At 57.3% G+C, this 15,685-nt stretch carries 15 protein-coding genes and 1 tRNA gene; 9 read left to right on the plus strand and 7 right to left on the minus strand.

Annotated features, from left to right (window positions below; genetic code table 11):
* Positions 1-69 precede the first annotated feature (69 nt).
* A complete protein-coding gene (locus tag KKW20_RS04380; RefSeq protein ID WP_214566406.1) occupies positions 70-1,017 on the minus strand; it encodes a 1-phosphofructokinase family hexose kinase in 948 nt (315 codons plus the stop codon).
* A gap of 99 nt (positions 1,018-1,116) precedes the next feature.
* The gene (locus KKW20_RS04385; RefSeq protein WP_214566407.1) at positions 1,117-2,166 is read right to left on the minus strand and encodes a Glu/Leu/Phe/Val family dehydrogenase; all 1,050 of its coding nucleotides are present in this window, start codon (positions 2,164-2,166) and stop codon (positions 1,117-1,119) included.
* Between the two features lie 125 nt (positions 2,167-2,291).
* Here KKW20_RS04385 and KKW20_RS04390 point away from each other — a divergent pair, with 125 nt between their 5' ends.
* Positions 2,292-2,747, plus strand: coding sequence for an Lrp/AsnC family transcriptional regulator (locus KKW20_RS04390; protein ID WP_214566408.1), 456 nt, complete (start codon positions 2,292-2,294; stop codon positions 2,745-2,747).
* A 168-nt stretch (positions 2,748-2,915) separates the two neighbouring features.
* Here the strand turns inward: KKW20_RS04390 and KKW20_RS04395 are convergent, their stop codons facing one another.
* Positions 2,916-4,034, minus strand: coding sequence for a hypothetical protein (locus KKW20_RS04395; protein ID WP_214566409.1), 1,119 nt, complete (start codon positions 4,032-4,034; stop codon positions 2,916-2,918).
* 49 nt (positions 4,035-4,083) lie between these two features.
* Here KKW20_RS04395 and lepA point away from each other — a divergent pair, with 49 nt between their 5' ends.
* Positions 4,084-5,880: a translation elongation factor 4 gene (gene lepA / locus KKW20_RS04400; RefSeq protein WP_214566411.1), complete on the plus strand. Its 1,797-nt coding sequence runs from the start codon at positions 4,084-4,086 to the stop codon at positions 5,878-5,880.
* A 328-nt stretch (positions 5,881-6,208) separates the two neighbouring features.
* On the opposite strand, the gene KKW20_RS04405 is transcribed toward lepA, so the two are convergent.
* Together KKW20_RS04405 and KKW20_RS04410 are read right to left on the minus strand one after the other, a co-directional pair.
* Complete coding sequence (locus KKW20_RS04405; protein ID WP_214566413.1) at positions 6,209-6,700, minus strand: DUF2335 domain-containing protein; 492 nt, start codon at positions 6,698-6,700, stop codon at positions 6,209-6,211.
* Positions 6,701-7,340: 640 nt separating this feature from the next.
* On the minus strand, positions 7,341-7,892 hold the full coding sequence (locus tag KKW20_RS04410) for a type II toxin-antitoxin system Phd/YefM family antitoxin (protein ID WP_214566415.1): 552 nt from the start codon (positions 7,890-7,892) through the stop codon (positions 7,341-7,343).
* Positions 7,893-8,045: 153 nt separating this feature from the next.
* Between KKW20_RS04410 and KKW20_RS04415 the strand changes: the two genes are divergently transcribed.
* From KKW20_RS04415 to KKW20_RS04430, 4 genes are all read left to right on the plus strand, one after another.
* Positions 8,046-8,552 (plus strand): PhnA domain-containing protein, encoded by a 507-nt coding sequence (locus KKW20_RS04415; RefSeq protein WP_214566419.1) that lies wholly within the window; start codon positions 8,046-8,048, stop codon positions 8,550-8,552.
* Between the two features lies 1 nt (position 8,553).
* Positions 8,554-8,748: a CTP synthetase gene (locus KKW20_RS04420; protein ID WP_246534444.1), complete on the plus strand. Its 195-nt coding sequence runs from the start codon at positions 8,554-8,556 to the stop codon at positions 8,746-8,748.
* A gap of 77 nt (positions 8,749-8,825) precedes the next feature.
* On the plus strand, positions 8,826-9,011 hold the full coding sequence (locus KKW20_RS04425; protein ID WP_214566421.1) for a CTP synthetase: 186 nt from the start codon (positions 8,826-8,828) through the stop codon (positions 9,009-9,011).
* A gap of 48 nt (positions 9,012-9,059) precedes the next feature.
* A tRNA-Arg gene (locus KKW20_RS04430) sits at positions 9,060-9,136 on the plus strand.
* Between the two features lie 49 nt (positions 9,137-9,185).
* Here the strand turns inward: KKW20_RS04430 and KKW20_RS04435 are convergent.
* Positions 9,186-10,073, minus strand: coding sequence for a LysR substrate-binding domain-containing protein (locus KKW20_RS04435; protein ID WP_214566423.1), 888 nt, complete (start codon positions 10,071-10,073; stop codon positions 9,186-9,188).
* A gap of 165 nt (positions 10,074-10,238) precedes the next feature.
* Between KKW20_RS04435 and KKW20_RS04440 the strand changes: the two genes are divergently transcribed.
* The 3 genes from KKW20_RS04440 to KKW20_RS04450 are packed head-to-tail and all read left to right on the plus strand — an operon-like array spanning position 10,239 to position 14,528.
* The gene (locus tag KKW20_RS04440; protein WP_246534445.1) at positions 10,239-11,834 is read left to right on the plus strand and encodes a GMC family oxidoreductase; all 1,596 of its coding nucleotides are present in this window, start codon (positions 10,239-10,241) and stop codon (positions 11,832-11,834) included.
* Between the two features lie 22 nt (positions 11,835-11,856).
* Complete coding sequence (locus KKW20_RS04445; protein WP_214566427.1) at positions 11,857-13,065, plus strand: mandelate racemase/muconate lactonizing enzyme family protein; 1,209 nt, start codon at positions 11,857-11,859, stop codon at positions 13,063-13,065.
* 32 nt (positions 13,066-13,097) lie between these two features.
* A complete protein-coding gene (locus KKW20_RS04450) occupies positions 13,098-14,528 on the plus strand; it encodes an aldehyde dehydrogenase family protein (protein WP_214566429.1) in 1,431 nt (476 codons plus the stop codon).
* A 72-nt stretch (positions 14,529-14,600) separates the two neighbouring features.
* Here the strand turns inward: KKW20_RS04450 and KKW20_RS04455 are convergent, their stop codons facing one another.
* Positions 14,601-15,545 carry an NAD(P)-dependent oxidoreductase gene (locus KKW20_RS04455; protein WP_214566431.1) on the minus strand — a complete coding sequence of 315 codons (945 nt, stop codon included), beginning with the start codon at positions 15,543-15,545 and terminating at the stop codon, positions 14,601-14,603.
* Positions 15,546-15,685 lie beyond the last annotated feature (140 nt).

Raw genomic sequence — 15,685 nt, forward strand, 5'->3', positions numbered from 1 at the left:
TAAGATAACACAGCCCGACCCCCGGTGGCAATTTCCCAAAAGATCACCCCGCTGAATGCGCGAAAACTGTCAGATTTCGGTGACGGTGATCCGGGGCAAAAGCGCATCAACGTCACGTTTCGCACAGAGCGCCGTGGCCGCAGACATCACCGCAGCAGACGCCGCCGCAACCCCGTGGGCCAGCGCAGTCTTTGGCGTGTCTCCCCGTGCCAAGGCCAATGTGAACGCGCCCAGAAAGCTGTCGCCTGCGCCCACTTTGCTGTGGACCGTCACATCCGGCCCGCTGCCGTGCCAGGCCGTGTCCTTTGTGGCCAGAACCGACCCGTCTTTGCCGCGCCCCAGAATGACCATCTCGGCCACGCCGCGTGCGATCAGCCCTTGGGCAAAATCTGCGGCGTCTTGTGTGCTGGGCAAGGGGTGGCCCGCCATCGCTTCGCTTTCCACCTTGTCCAATCGCAGCACCGTCACCCGCGCGTTGCCGTTCAGCAGATCGCCGCCCGTGGTGTCAAGCACCAGCTTTGCGCCCGCTTCAGCCGTAAAGGCGGAACAATCCTGAATAAAGCTGTCGCTGATCCCCGGCGGCATGGAGCCGGATAAGACCACAAATTGCCCCGCGCACAGATGGGATTTGATCGTGGCAAGACAGGCGGCGTTTTCATCCGCGCCCCACAGCGGGCCGGGCATCACAAAGCGGTATTGCGTGCGCGCGGCCCGGTCGCCCACGGCCAGTGACAGGCGGGTTTCACCGGGGATCTCTACCACCACATGCGGCACGTTTTCGCGGGTCAAAAGCGCCGCCACCTGCTGGCCGCGAAACCCGGCCAAAGCGACCAAAGCCGTGGCTTGCCCGCCCAGAATGCCAATTGCTCGCGCCACATTGATGCCCCCCCCGCCGGGGTCAAGCGTGGGTGCGTCACACCGGATTTTATCCTCGGCCACGACGTGATCCGCGTCGCTGGACATATCAAGCGTCGGGTTCAGGGTGAGGGTCAGGACAGGTGCGTTTTGAACGGGCATGTTGTGCGCTCCAGCATAGGATTTCGCCAAACGCTAGGCGGATTTCAAATGCCCGTCCTTGATATGTGTCAGCGTTAACTGAACCGGTTAAGGGACGCTTTAGGCCGCCCGTTCGGTGATCGCGCGCGCCACCACATCTTGGGCCACATCCGCGGGGCTGACCCCCTTGCGCGCGGCCTCTCGCAGGATCGCATCCATTGTGGCATCCAAAGCGGCAACCTTGTCATCGACCCAAGTTTTGCGATTTGCAATCTCAAGGATTTCGGTCGCCACATTGATGATCCCACCACCATTGGCGACAAAATCAGGCGCATAAAGGATGCCTTTGTCGTGCAGCAAAGCCGCGTCTTCCGCACGCGCCAATTGGTTGTTGGCCCCGCCCGCAACGGCGGTGACGTTTAACTGCGCAATTGTGTCTGCGTTCAAGATGCCACCAATGGCGCAGGGGGCGAAAATGTCGGCCTGCACGCCGTAAATCGCGTCCAGCGCAACCGCTTTGGCGCCCAGCTCAACCACCGCCGCATCGACGCGGTCTTCAGAAATATCGGTGACGATCAGCTTGGCGCCCGCGTCCCCCAACAGTTCACACAGGTTCCAACCCACATTGCCCAAGCCCTGCACCGACACGGTTTTGCCGGTCAGATCCGGGTCGCCAAACCGGTGCTTGGCCACGCAGCGGATGGCGTTGAAAATCCCGCGCGCGGTGATGGGCGAGGGATCACCAGAGGCAAATTCCCCATCCGCAAGCCCCGCCACAAATCGTGTCTCACGCGCAAGCTCAGCCATATCCGCCGGGGTCATGCCCATGTCCTCTGCGGTCCAATAGCGCCCCTCGCAGGCCTCAATCGCGCGGGCAAAAGCATGCAGCAGTTCCGGCGTCTTCAGCGCCTTGGGATCGCCCAAAATCACCGCCTTGCCGCCCCCAAGCGGCAGGCCCGCCGCCGCGTTTTTATAGGTCATCCCCTCAGACAATCGCATCACATCCGTCAACGCCTCTTGCTCCGACGCATAGGGTTTCATCCGAAGCCCGCCCGCCGCTGGCCCCAATTTGGTCGAGTGGATGGCGATAAAGCCGATCAGCCCCAACGCTGTGTCCTCAACGCGGCGAATATCTTCGTGGCTGGTCGATGGAATGGATGTGATTTTCATGTCTCTCTCCCTTGGTGCGGCGACTTTAAGGGCGCACACGCGAAGATTTGCACCAATTTTCGGCGTGATTTATGTACCAATTAGGGATAATCTGCTGCCCAAGGAAGATTAACGCGAGAAATACTATGGACAGCACCGATCGCCGCATCATCAAAGCGCTGCAATCTGACGGCCGGCAAAAACTGGGCGATCTGGCGCAAAAGGTCGGCCTGTCGCCCACCCCCTGCGCGCGCCGGGTGGCCGCACTTGAGGCGGCGGGCGTGATCACAGGTTACGGCGCGCGGGTCGATCAGGCCAAACTGGGCCTGCCGGTCAGCGTGTTTATCGAGGTCGAACTGGCCAGCCAAAGCCGCGAGGCGATTGACGCCTTCGAACGCGCCGTGTCGCGCATGGATGAGGTGATGGAATGCCATTTGATGAGCGGCAATCGCGACATCATGCTGCGCGTTGTGGTGGCTGACCTGACCGCCTTTGACCGGTTCATGGAAAACCACCTGATGCGCATTGACGGCGTCAGCCGAATGCGGTCGAGCTTTACCCTGCGCACCATGGTGCGGCGGAACGTGCTGCCGGTCGGGTAACACAACACCAGGGCCACGCCCGACCCTGGGTGGGCGTTTCGGAACAGGACCATGTGGCGACCGGTTGAAAACTCTCTACACATTTCCGAACCCTGAGACGTCGCAAAACGCCCTCCCATGGGGGAGGGTCGGGCGTGGCCCGAGCATTCGCTCGTGCCGGGGATGTGTTTAGAACAGGGTGCCCAACCAGTCTTGAGCTGCTTTGATGATCTCGGCAATCTTGTCGCTGTTGAGCGCCAGCCATCCGGCACAGGCTCCGCCACCCCATTTTCCGAGAGACTTCGCGAATTCATCTGCGGCTTTGTCAAGTTTGCCAAGCGGCCACTTGCCGATTGCGATCAAGGCAGCACCTAATTTCGAGATGGCGGATTTGATACGAGAATTATCCGGCGTTTCAGACTGCGTTTCCGCTTTCAAATCTTCGATGGGTGCCCAAATAATTTCCTGAACGATCCTGATGTCATCTTCGAGGGCTTCGGGCGGGTTATTGCCGCCAATTCCAAGCCGTGCGCGTTCTTCCCAGACATGCTTTTCGGCCTCTAATTCCGCAATACGTTTTTCAAGCTCAAACCGTGCACGGATCTCTTCAATCTTCTGGGCAATATGCTCCGGTCCCTTTTCCCAATCGTCATCAGGAATTAGCGCCACGCGGCGTTGCAGGTCCCAATCGAGGGGTTTGCCGTCGAGGAAGCCTTGGTACCAGTCGCGCCAGAAGGACCAGTGAGATGCGGACATCCATTCGTGCCCCCATAAAGAGATGAACTCATTATTTTCGGCTATGGCCCAACTTGGAATCGGGTATGCATCTAATGGCTCTGAAAACCCTTCAATGATAAGACACTCATCGTTCACAAGTTCCTGCTTGAGCGGAGCGAGATGCCTGTGAGCGAAGTACAATAGGCCTTCTTCATCGATTCCGTTCGCAATGATTTGGTCCGCAGAGCGCAAAAGCCCATCAAACTCGGATATGAAATCAATATTAAATGGTCCTGCTAATTCATAGGCTCTGGAGGAACTTAAGCTTGCAGCACCCCAAACTTTGTTTGATGGGGTTCTTAGGTTTGATATGTGTGCAAGGATCGATCTTAGTGAGTAAAGAAAGCAATTGTTCTCTTGAAGTCCTTTGTTTTCGATTTTGGGCAACCCACTTCCTCGGAGAGGTAAACGCCGCAGTAAAAGTGTCATGAGCAGGGCTGAACCCTGTTGTGGCGATGAAGTTCTGGCTATGTGCCCAATGGCAGTCACAGTAAATGATGAAATCTCGAAGCTATTCGGTGTTGTGTCCATCAATTGACTCACTTGACCAATCCCCAAATCCCTATAATACGCTACCCTTATGACCGACCTGAAACACATCCGCAATTTCTCGATCGTGGCGCATATTGACCACGGTAAATCCACCCTCGCTGACCGCCTTATCCAAGAGACGGGCACGGTGAAGGATCGTGACATGCAGGCGCAACTGCTTGACACGATGGACATCGAACGTGAACGCGGCATCACCATCAAGGCCAACACGGTGCGCATTGAATACCGGGCGGATGATGGGCAGGATTATACGCTCAACCTGATCGACACCCCCGGCCATGTGGATTTCGCCTATGAGGTCAGCCGCTCGATGCGCGCGGTTGAGGGGTCTTTGCTGGTTGTCGACAGCTCGCAAGGGGTTGAGGCGCAGACGCTGGCCAACGTGTATCACGCGATGGAGGCGGACCATGAGATTGTGCCGATCCTCAACAAAATCGACCTGCCCGCGTCCGATTGTGATCGCGTGGCCGAGCAGATCGAGGATGTGATCGGCATTGATGCGACCGGCGCCATTCAGGTGTCTGCCAAAACCGGGCAGGGCATCCACGAGACGCTTGAGGCGATTGTGAATGAGCTGCCCGCGCCCACCGGCGACATTGACGCGCCGCTCAAGGCGATGCTGGTGGACAGTTGGTATGACGCCTATTTGGGCGTGATCGTGTTGGTGCGGATCATCGACGGCAAGCTGAAAAAGGGCGACCGCATTCGCATGATCCATACGGATGCCGTGTACCCCGTGGACCGCATCGGCGTGTTCCGCCCGCAGATGGAAATGATTGACGAGCTTCGTCCCGGCGAAATCGGCTTCCTGACCGCCTCGATCAAACAGGTGCGCGACACCCGTGTGGGCGACACAATCACGCATGAAAAGAAAGGCACCACAGATGCGCTGCCGGGCTTTAAACCTGCGCAACCGGTGGTGTTCTGTGGCCTGTTCCCGGTGGACAATGCCGAGTTCGAAGACCTGCGTGACAGTATCGAAAAACTTGCGCTGAATGACGCGTCGTTTAGCTATGAAATGGAAACCTCGGCCGCGCTGGGCTTTGGCTTTCGCTGCGGGTTTCTGGGCCTTTTGCACCTCGAAGTGATCCGCGACCGGATTGAACGCGAATATAACATTGAACTGATCACCACCGCGCCCAGCGTGATTTATCACGTCTACACCCGCGATGGCGAAATGTCAGAGCTGCACAACCCCGCCGACATGCCCGACCCGTCAACCATCGACCACCTTGAGGAACCGCGCATCAAGGCGACGATCCTGGTGCCGGATGATTACCTCGGGGACGTCTTGAAACTGTGTCAGGACCGGCGCGGCATCCAGCTTGACCTGACCTATGCCGGCTCGCGCGCGATGGTGGTTTACGACCTGCCATTGAACGAGGTGGTGTTTGATTTCTATGATCGCCTGAAATCGGTAACAAAAGGTTACGCCTCGTTTGACTATCAAATGGACGGCTATCGCGAGGATAACCTTGTGAAAATGTCGATCCTTGTGAATGACGAACCGGTGGATGCGCTGTCGACCATGGTTCACCGCGACCGGGCCGAGGCGCGGGGCCGGGCGATGGTTGAAAAGCTCAAAGACCTCATTCCCCGCCACATGTTCAAAATCCCGATCCAAGCGGCGATCGGCGGCAAAGTCATCGCGCGCGAGACCCTGTCGGCCATGCGCAAAGACGTGACCGCGAAATGTTACGGCGGCGATGCCACGCGGAAAAAGAAACTGCTGGAAAAGCAGAAGGCCGGTAAGAAGAAGATGCGGCAATTCGGGAAAGTGGATATTCCTCAGGAAGCCTTCATTTCAGCCCTTAAAATGGACTAGTCCATTTTAAGAACTGAATGAAGGCAGTGGGCGAAAGCGAATTGCAAAGCAAATCGCGTGCCCACCCCGCCAATGTTCTGCGATAACCCAGCCAAAAGCACCCCAAAGCTCCGCCCAAAACGCGGGGCTTTCTTTTGGTCACATACACTGCAAAGTCCCGTCCGGACGATAGACCGGACAGCGCCCGTTCGTCAGGGCTTTCGCCGCCCCACTGGGGCGACGGCCCCTTCCTCATCCCTGCGGGAGGGCGATTGGGCGCCCTTGCGAATTTCTGAGCAGGTAAGTTGGAATGGCTCGTGTTGCAGTCGTGGGCAGATAGTAGAGTTAGCTACCTGTTGGTGCCGTTTCCGTTGGAGCGCCCTTTTATGAGCAGGGTAACCCCTCCCAGAGCGGCAGTGCCAAGAAAAAATCCGGGGATAATTTCACTATCAGTGAATATTGCCGAAAGCAGGGCGCAAGCGATAAGTAGAGCAAAAGTCCCTGCTCCTAGCCACATCCCTAGCTTTCGGTCTGCGACCTCGGCAGCAACAATTCGTTGGTCCATCTCTATGTGATGGACTTGCTGTGCTTCGGCCATCGAAATAATGCGATCCGCTGCTCCAGATTGAATACGTTCATATTTCTCGAGATGCCTAGGGTGTGCGATGGGGCCTGAAAATTGCTCACTCATAAGTACAGTAGTAATTCTAGATACGACTGCCTTCCTTGCTCCTTGTGGAACAAGATCTCCAATTTGCTTATCTACTACGGCCTCAAAAGTATCGACTTCGCCTTCAACTACTGGAGTGGTGTCGTTTTTCTTTTGCGGAGGTTTTCCCAATTCTTTTTCCTTCGGAAATTGTTGAATTCATTAAAAATGAGCCCACTTCTTTCCACGCGACTCCTGTAGTATCATATCGCCGATATGACGTTTTTAGAGTGGACGATGCGAAAACACAGAAAGGAGCGATGAAGCCAGCCTTATAGCCGCTTCGGAAAGCACTGCTTAGATTCATCTTAGTCATAATTTTTCCTCTCATCTTCTTTCACCATATATGGTGAGTCTTATCAAGATTGACAAATCACATTTTTTATGAGCTTTATTAACAAAGGGTTGTGAGGCGTACGGACCAAAAAAATCCTCTGTGCAACACTCTGACGCATTGTTGGCGGGTATTCGCTAGTCACATGTTTCGTTTTTTTGAAAATTTTCACGAATTGCACTGGCGAGATGGCAAGCGCCCGTTCGTCAGGGCTTTCGCCGCCCCACTGGGGCGACGGTCCCTTCCTCATCCCCACGGGAGGGCGCTTCTGCAACGGCGGAGTTAAATCCAACGTCACGGATTTTGCGAAGAACCACCCAACACAAACCGTCACCTGCGCCCACCCAGGGTCGGGCGCTGCCCTCGTTTGATAACGCTCAACTCGTCCCCAAAACCGGTTCCCACTTTTCGGATTGCGCTTGGATGTTTCACAACACATTAACCACGCGCGCGCCCAAACCCCCACCAACGCCGCTTCACTGTCTCATCAGACGTATCGCTATTCACATCCTCCACATCTGCCAGCGCGCCCTCGCCCCGCTCTTGCGCCTTCTTTCGTTCCTCTTGCTGCGCATCAAAGGCGGCGCAGCGGGCGTGGAAGTCGGCTTCCATTTGCTCAAAATCTATCGGGGGCTTTGCGGGGGTGTCGTCCGCTTCTGTTTGCATCCCATATCGCCGCATCAGATCCTGAAGGTCGGGGTCTTGTGTGGTGGCTTCCTCCTCGGCCAAGGGGCGTTTCCAGCCGGTGGCTTTCACCCAGGCCGCCCCGTGCCGGCGCCCGGTATCGGGATTAATCGGCCCGTAGAGCGTGTAATCTTCGTCGCGCCAAATCAGGTCAAGTTCATCCATCGTGACAAGGGCGGCGATTTGTTTTCCGTGGCGGGTGAGGATCACCCGGTTCTGGCGCTGAACGGTGGCATCCAGTGCTTCGGTCAGGCGGCTGCGCAATTGGGTCAGGGGGATGATCAGTCGGGGGAGCAATCGGGACATTTTGCACCTTTAAAGTGTTTAAAGTTTCCGGTTTCGTTCCCTTTAAAGAGTTTACAGTTTTGCGCCTGCGACCTTTAAAGAGTTTACAGTTTGGCCGTCAGAATGATTAAAGAGTTTAAAGTTTCTCTAATTGCTACGAACGGAGCCAAAATCATGTCTTGCCCTCTCTGCTCAGCGGATGCGCCGCTGGAAAATTACGAAGTAACGGGCGGCCCGGCGGGTGCGTCGGTGGCGATCTGTGGCACCTGTGTGGGCCAGCTTGACGGGACGTTAGAGGCGTCGCATTGGCGCGGTTTGGCGTCTTCGATGTGGTCCGAGGAGGTTGCGGTGCAGGTGATTTCTGCGCGTGTTCTCAAACGGTTAGGTGAAGGTTGGTCGCAGGATTTGCTGGATCAGCTTTATCTGGATGAAGAGACGCAAGCCTGGGCGGACAATGTGGCGGCCGAAAGCCAGCATAGGGACAGCAACGGTGTGACGTTGAATGCGGGCGACAATGTGGTGCTGATCAAGGACCTGCCGGTGAAGGGCGGGGGCTTTACCGCCAAGCGTGGAACGGCGGTGCGTGGCATCTCATTGGTGGCGGACAATCCTGAACACATCGAAGGTCGGGTTGAGGGTCAACGCATTGTTATTCTTACACAATTTGTGAAGAAAAAGTAATATGCGCTCGCCCTTGTTCAAGATTGTCATGACATTTTACGGCATCATCGGATCGACCTTGGCGTCGGTTCTGGTGGTGGTGGCATTGGTCAATGGGATCAGCGGATTGTGGCCCTTGTTGGGGGCCGCAGCCGTCGGATTTATCGTTGGTTTGCCAGTGAGTTATTATGTCGCAAGGGCAATGATGGGCGACTGATCCAGGTCAAAGTTTTGCGGTGGCGGAGCATGCACAAATTCACTTGATTGCATATCACTAGCAAATGAGGGATTCTTATGCTCCGCCTGACTGCCGTTATTTATGTTTTGCTTGGCACCACTTTGGCCGGTATTTTCATCATCGCCGCCCTGACCATGGGGCTCGATACCGGCAAGCCGATCATCTATGCCGCCATCGCTGGTTTTGTGGTGGGACTGCCGATTTCTTGGGTTGTGGCCAAGCAGATTAGCAACCTGTCGTAAGATTGCGGTTGAAAGGGAGTGTTGACCAAGGGTATGCGTTGCTCCAGCGGTCCCTTAGCTCAACTGGATAGAGCATCTGCCTTCTAAGCAGAGGGTTGCAGGTTCGAGTCCTGCAGGGATCGCCATAGGCATGCCACATGATTTTTCGGCCTGCCACAGGCGCGGAAGCTCCGCCTAGATCGCCTCATGGTGCATGTCATAAAGCCAGTCGCAAAATTGTGTGACCTCGGGGCGTGCAGGGGCGCCGTCAGGCGTGATCAAAAAGAAACTCCGGGGCAATGGTAGCTTGAATTCAAACGGCGAAACCAACTGCCCCTGCTCTAGGTATCGCCTTGTAAAGGCACAGGAAATAAGGCCTGCACCGGTGCCGCCTGCCAGAATTTGCAGCGCGATGAGCGAGGAATCTGCTTTGAAACGACCCGCCATCGATGGGGCGTGCGTGCCCAGATGCTCCGCCATTTTGCCCCAATCCGCCTCTGATCCGATGATTGGAATCGCATGGGCCGCGAGGTCTGGAAACGCAATTCCGGCCCCAAATTTTGCCGCGATATCCGGGTGACACACCACCTCTGCAACCTGATGACCAAGGTGGCGGATATTGCTTTCCTCCCAATCCCCATGCCCATAGCGAATTTCCACATCAACTGTGTGATCCTCGACGGGTTCGGTCCAGACGGCGGTGGTGATCTGGACGTCAATATCGGGGTGGGCGGCGTGAAACTCCGACAGTTTGGGGGCCAATATCAAGGCGGCATAGCTGATTGACCCATGCACGCGAACCCGGCGCTTGCGATGCGCCCCAAAAAGCCCGGTCGTGGCGTCCTGCATCTCGGCAAAGGATTTTCGGATGGGCTGCGCGTAGGCGTGGCCAAGATCTGTGAGAACAACCCCTCTGGGTAGTCGTTTGAACAATTGCGCGTCAAGGTGCTGTTCTAAAAGCTTAATTTGCTGACTGACGGCGGCGGGTGTTAAGCCCAGTTCCACCGCGGCGCTGGAAAAGCTGCTGTGGCGTGCGGCAACATCAAAGGCGCGCAACCAGGTCACATGGGGGATTTTCGACATAGGGCTAAGTCACTTTGCTGGGGTTGCAAAAGGGCGGGCCTTGCGGCCCAATATTTGCATTAAATATTCTTTAGGCTCAGAGATCAAAACCATTGTTTGAATTAAGGCCCCGCGCGTCGCAATTTGAATAAAACGCAGCATTTGGACAGATGAAAAGGCGTGGTTATGGAGTTTGACTACATCCTTGTGGGCGCAGGATCTGCCGGCTGTCTGTTGGCCGAACGGCTCACTGAAAACGGTCGTAACAGGGTGTTGCTGCTGGAGGCCGGCGGGTCGGATGCCAAGTTTTGGATCAAAGTGCCGCTGGGCTATGGGATGACCTTCTCAAACCCCAAGCTGAATTGGAACTACCACGCTGCCCCTGATCCCGGTTTGAACGGGCGCAGTGTTTACTGGCCGCGCGGTCGCGTTGTCGGGGGGTCAAGTTCGATCAACGCGATGGCATATGTGCGCGGGCTTGGGCATGATTTCGACGATTGGCGCCGGTCCGGGGCCACGGGTTGGGGGTGGGACACCGTGCGCGATACCTACGATCGGCTCGAATGTTACGGGGCTGAAAAAGCCGGAAAAGCCGCGCTTGCGGTCACCGATCTGTCCAACCAAATGCACCCATTTTCCAAACGGTTTTTGGCGGCTGCACAGGATATGCACTGGCCGGTTCTAACGGATCTGAACGGGGCTGAAAGCGACGGGATCAGCGCGTATCGCAGCACCGTTCGAGATGGGTTTCGCTGTTCGTCTGCCGATGCATTTTTGCGCCCGGCATTGAGGCGCGGCAATGTGAAACTTGTCACCCATGCGGTGGTCGAAGATGTGATGATCACGAATGGGCGCGCGACCGGGGTTCGGTATCGTGTCGGTGATCAGCAATTCATGGCGCAGGCGCTGGGCGAGGTCATTCTGAGCGCAGGGGCCATTAACTCGCCGAAATTGTTGCAGATTTCGGGTGTCGGGCCTGCGGAGTTGTTGGCGTCTCACGGGGTCGACGTGGTGCAAGACCTGCCTATGGTTGGTGAGGGTCTGCAGGATCATCTGGCAGTGACCCAGCATTTCACCGCACGGGTTCCGACGTTGAATTCGCGGTTGGGTCATCCTTTGGGACGGGGGCTCGCCGGGCTGCAATATGTGCTGACCCGCCGCGGGCCGCTGGGTGTGCCGGTCAACCAAATTGGCGGTTTTGTGCGTTCTGAGCGCACCCTTCACGCGCCGGATTTACAGATTTATTGCAACCCGGCCACATATTCGACCCCACCGGACAGCAAGCCGGTGATCGACCGCGATCCGGGGTTTATTCTTTCCGCCCAACCGTGCCGTCCGACCAGTCGGGGGCATGTGCGGATCGCCTCAGCCAACCCGATGGATGGGCCGATTATTCAACCCAACTCGCTTGCGACGCGCGAGGATCAAGAGGTCGCGGTTTGTGCAGGAAGGGTGCTGCGCGCCCTTGCCTCGACCCCAACCTTGCGTGCGGTGATCGACGCGGCGAAAGCGCCGGACATCACACAGATGGACGATGCGGGGATGCTTGAACATTTCCGCGCGCGCGCCTCTTCGGTGTTCCATGCCTCTTGCACTTGCCGGATGGGGGCCGCGCCGTCACACTCGGTTCTGGATGCGCGTTTGCGGGTGCATGGGGTTCGGGGGCTGCGGGTGGTGGATGCCTCGGCGTTCCCCAATGTGACGTCGGGCAACACCAATGCGCCCACCATGATGCTTGCCATGCGCGCGGCGGATTTGATCCTTGAAGATGGCGGGCGATAACCCAAACCGAAAAGAGGTCCCCATGCGTTTGGACAAAATCGAAACCTTTGTGGTTGCCAACCCACCGCCGCGTCATGGCGGACGGTATTTCATTTTTCTGCGGTTGACCACGCGCTGTGGGATTACGGGCGTGGGCGAGATTTACAACGCGACGTTTGCGCCGGATCTTTGTGCGGCCATGGCGGTGGATGTGTTCACGCGTCATTTTGAAGGCAGCGATCCGCATCACATAGAACGGCTTTGGCGGCGCACTTATGGCGCTGGGTTCACACAACGCCCGGACGTCACCGTGATGGGGGTGCTTAGCGGATTGGAGATGGCCTGTTGGGACATTATCGGCAAAGCGGCAGACCGGCCTGTTTATGACCTATTGGGCGGTAAGGTGCATGATCGCCTGCGCAGCTATACCTATCTGTATCCCGCAAAGGGTGACGTTTATCCCGACCCGGATACGCCCAATGTTTACACCTGTCCCGACCTTGCCGCCAAGGCCGCACTGGCCGCGGTGGATCAGGGGTTTACGGCGGTGAAATTCGACCCGGCGGGGCCTTATACCGTCTACGATGGCCACCAGCCCCGGCTTGAAGATCTTGATCGCAGCGAGGCCTTTTGCAAGCGCATTCGCGAGGCGGTGGGGGACCGTGCGGACATGCTGTTTGGGACCCACGGCCAGTTCACTGTGTCTGGCGCCAAACGCCTTGCGCGCCGCATCGAAGCCTATGATCCGCTGTGGTTTGAAGAACCTGTTCCGCCCGAAAACCCAGCGGATATGGCCGAGGTTGCGCGCTTTACCTCGGTCCCTGTGGCGGCGGGTGAGCGCCTGTGCACCAAGCATGAATTTGCGCGGCTGCTAGAGGCGGGGGCCGCTTCTATCCTGCAAATGAATTTGGGCCGTGTTGGCGGGCTTTTGGAAGCCAAGAAAATCGCGGGCATGGCGGAAACACGGCAGGCTCAGATCGCCCCGCATCTTTACTGCGGCCCGGTGGTGGCGGCGGCCAATATCCAGATCGCAACCTGTAGCCCCAACTTTTTGATCCTTGAAAGCATCGGCACCTTTGACGGCCCTTACATGTCCGCCGTGACCACCAAAATCGACTGGCAAGAGGGGTATGTCATCCCCCCCACCGTGCCGGGCCTTGGGGTGGAACTGAACGACGCCTTTCTCGCGGCCAACCCCTACAGTGGGGCCGAACTGCATCTTGAAATGTCGCATGATCCGGTGACGCCCTAATCAAAACACCCTTGGAATTCGGGAGAACTCTGATGAAAACGCTTGATACATTCTATATCGATGGGGCGTGGGTTGCGCCCAACGCCACCACATCAATGCCAGTGATGAACCCGGCAACCAACGGGCAAATTGGCACCCTTTCCATGGGGGACGCGCGCGATGTGGACCGCGCCGTTGCCGCCGCAAAAGAAGCGTTTAAAAGCTTTTCCAAGACCAGCAAAGCGGAACGTCTTGCCCTGCTCGAACGATTGCGAGAGGTGACGCACCGCCGCATTGATGATCTTGCCCAAGCGATCAGCCTAGAGATGGGCGCGCCGATCACCATGGCCCGGGATGATCAGGCCGGCTGTGCAATTGGCCATCTTGACGGGTTTATCGACGCGCTCAAGGCACAAGACGACCACGAGACCCTGCCAAATGGCGATATTCTGACCCGCGAACCCATTGGGGTCTGTGGTCTGATCACCCCGTGGAACTGGCCGATCAATCAAATCGCGCTGAAGGTCATCCCTGCGCTGGCGTCTGGGTCGACCTGCGTGTTGAAACCCTCTGAACACACGCCTTTGTCGGCCAAAATCTATGCGGAAATTGTGCACGAGGCGGGTTATCCGGCGGGGGTGTTTAACCTTGTGTATGGGGATGGTCCCACGGTTGGGGCGGCGCTGTCGCGGCATCCGGATGTGGCCATGATGTCCTTCACCGGGTCCACCCGCGCGGGCGCTTTGGTCAGCAAAGATGCGGCCGATACGGTCAAACGCGTGACGTTGGAGCTGGGCGGGAAATCCCCCAATCTGGTCTTTGCCGATTGTGATCTTGAAACGCGCATTGCCGAAGGGGTCGCCACCTGTTTTTACAACACTGGTCAATCCTGCGATGCGCCCACGCGGATGTTGGTCGAGCGGTCCGTCTATGATCGGGCACTCGCCTTGGCCGAGGCGGCGGGGGCGGCGCAAACCGTGGGGGATCCGGCACAAGACGGCGACCACATCGGTCCGCTCTTTGACCAAATCCAATACGACCGCGTGCAATCCCTGATCCAAGCGGGGATCAACGAGGGGGCGCGGGTTTTGGTGGGTGGATTGGGCAAACCAGAAGGGTTTGAGCAGGGCTGGTACGTGCGTCCCACAATCTTTGCGGATGTGACCGCCGACATGCGCATCACCCGCGAGGAAATCTTTGGCCCGGTGCTGGTGATCATGCCGTTTGAGGATGAAGACGAGGCGATCCGCTTGGCCAATGACACCGATTACGGGTTGGCGGCCTATCTGCAAACCGGAAGCGAAGACCGGGCATTGCGGGTGGTGGCGCACCTGCGCGCAGGTGGCATTCACATCAACGGTCGCGGGGCCGGATATGGTGCGCCGTTTGGCGGTTATAAACACTCTGGCAACGGGCGCGAAGGCGGGGTGTTTGGTCTTGAGGATTATCAGGAAATCAAGGTGAGACCTCCCTTTTCTGTGTGACGGGGTGGGGGCCTAAATAAGAACGCGGAGGGCGTTAACCCTCCGCGTTCTTCATGTGCGGATGAAAGCTTATTACCGCGGAGGCACAACCTCATACCCCGGTTCTTCGGGTTCATCGTCGGTCATTTCCGCAGGAAAACCCGGCGCGCGGATGTCCAGCCCGGTGGCATCCTCTAGCCGGCGGATGATGTTTGGGGACAATTCCCGGTCGCCATACCGCGCAATGCCATCGTCAAAGATCTTGACCAAAAGCGGGCTGATTTCCAGCGGCACGTCATTCCGCTCGGCGATGTCCTGAAACAGGCCAATGTCCTTTTTTACCAGATCCATCGTAAAGGAAATGTCGCGCGACCCGTTCAGGATCACTTGGCTTTCGGTGATGTGCGAAAACGAATTGCCCGAGCTGACTTTGATCGCTTCATAGGCGGTGTTCAGATCCATCCCGGCGGCTTTGGCGGTGACCAGTGCTTCGGCATTGGCGACCAGATGCACGGTGGCAAGATAGTTGGTCAGCACCTTTAATACGGAAGCGGAGCCAAGCTCGCCCGTGTGCAGAATGCGCCGCCCCATGGTGGTGAGAAGCGGGAAAATCCGGTCAAACGTCGCGCGATCACAGCCAGCGAAAATGGCGATATTCCCCGTGTCCGCCCGGTGGCACCCGCCGGAAACCGGGCAATCGACCGCCGCGCCGCCACGTTCGATGACTTGTGCACCCAGGCGTTTCACCTCCGCCGCATCGGTGGTGGACATTTCCATCCAGATCTTACCGTCTGTGACCTCTGGCAACATCTGCTGCATCACCGCATCTGAGGCCGCGGGCGAGGGCAGGCAGGTGATGACCGCATCACAATCGCGCATCAAAGCGGCGGGACCATCTGTGCGTTTGGCGCCGCGCGCCACAAAGCCACCCACCAAATCCTGGTTCAAATCATGCACCGTCAGCTCGATGCCATTTCGCAGCAGCGAGCCGGACAGTTTGCCGCCCACATTGCCCAGTCCAATAAATCCAACTTTCACCGGTATCCTCCCCTTCCCGCCCTGCGGGACGTTCTATTTTTGGGTATGATTTCAGATTACCGGCCCAAGCAGCAGCAATAGATTTTCTGCCTATGGCCTAACAGGTATTGAACCTCGGGGTGGGCAAAATGGGAAACGGC

The organism is Aliiroseovarius lamellibrachiae (assembly GCF_018599245.1).
GTDB classification, from domain to species: domain Bacteria; phylum Pseudomonadota; class Alphaproteobacteria; order Rhodobacterales; family Rhodobacteraceae; genus Aliiroseovarius; species Aliiroseovarius lamellibrachiae.